The organism is Shewanella colwelliana (assembly GCF_001735525.1).
GTDB lineage: Bacteria > Pseudomonadota > Gammaproteobacteria > Enterobacterales > Shewanellaceae > Shewanella > Shewanella colwelliana.
Genome location: NZ_MCBT01000051.1, coordinates 1 through 499, shown reverse-complemented (window position 1 = coordinate 499; position 499 = coordinate 1). Strand labels below are relative to the sequence as shown.

Annotated in this window: 1 protein-coding gene; it reads left to right on the top strand. The window is 46.5% G+C overall.

The annotated features are described in order from the left end of the window. Window positions 1–499 (top strand): IS91 family transposase (locus tag BEL05_RS20650; protein ID WP_139151934.1); only part of this gene is annotated, 499 nt, incomplete at both ends.

Here is a 499-nt window from a genome sequence, read left to right as displayed (position 1 = left end):
TCAGAGTTGTACTCATACCACTGATTATCCACTCTCATGTGGTCACCGGAGCTGCCCTCAATGCCAGCACAACACCACAGCAGATTGGCTAGCTAAACAACAGGTTAAGCTATTGCCCGTTGAGTATTACATGGTGACGTTCACTTTACCTTGTGAGCTTCGAGTCATTGCAAAACATCAACCTGAGTTGCTCTATCAAGCTATGTTTTCAGTTGCGGCCAGTGTACTTAAAGACTTTGCACACAACTCAAAATCACTTGGTGGAGAGATAGGTTTCACGGGAGTACTGCATACCCACAGCAGACGCCGAGACTACCATCCGCATCTTCACTTCATCATTCCCGCTGGAAGCTTCAACAAAGACAAAAAGCAGTGGCAAAAAAGCAGAGGTAAATATCTGTTCAACGCCTTTAATCTCGCCACAGTGTGGCGAGCAAGGTTGCTGGAATACCTGACAAATAAGCGAGATATCACACTGCCAGCAGCAACCCCAAACAAG